Here is a 382-nt window from a genome sequence, read left to right on the forward strand (position 1 = left end):
TGATTACCGATGGAACCACACATGATGTTAAAGTTGCACCTGATTTAATATCAACATTAGATTTAAAAGAGACAAAAGTGGTATGTGCAGATAAAGGCTATGATTCAGAACCACTGCGTGAACAGATCAGGAAAACAGGGACTAAAGCGAATATACCAAAGAAAACAAATAGCCAATCGAACAATGATCATATGGACTGGTATTTATATAAAATCAGGCATTTAGTTGAAAATATGTTTTGTAGATTAAAGCAATTTAGAGGAATAGCTACTCGATATGACAAGCTCAAAAGAAATTATCAAAGTTCTGTTGCTTTAGCCTGTATATTTTTATGGCTACCTTTATAGGGTTAATTATGAACAGTAAATGTCAACAGACCCTA

At 33.2% G+C, this 382-nt stretch carries 1 pseudogene; it reads left to right on the plus strand.

Annotated elements, in window-relative coordinates:
• Positions 1–366 (plus strand): annotated as a pseudogene (locus NI465_RS16580) (IS5-like element ISAba31 family transposase); the annotation flags it as partial.
• Positions 367–382 lie beyond the last annotated feature (16 nt).

It is taken from the genome of Acinetobacter lwoffii, assembly GCF_024129855.1.
Lineage (GTDB): Bacteria > Pseudomonadota > Gammaproteobacteria > Pseudomonadales > Moraxellaceae > Acinetobacter > Acinetobacter lwoffii_L.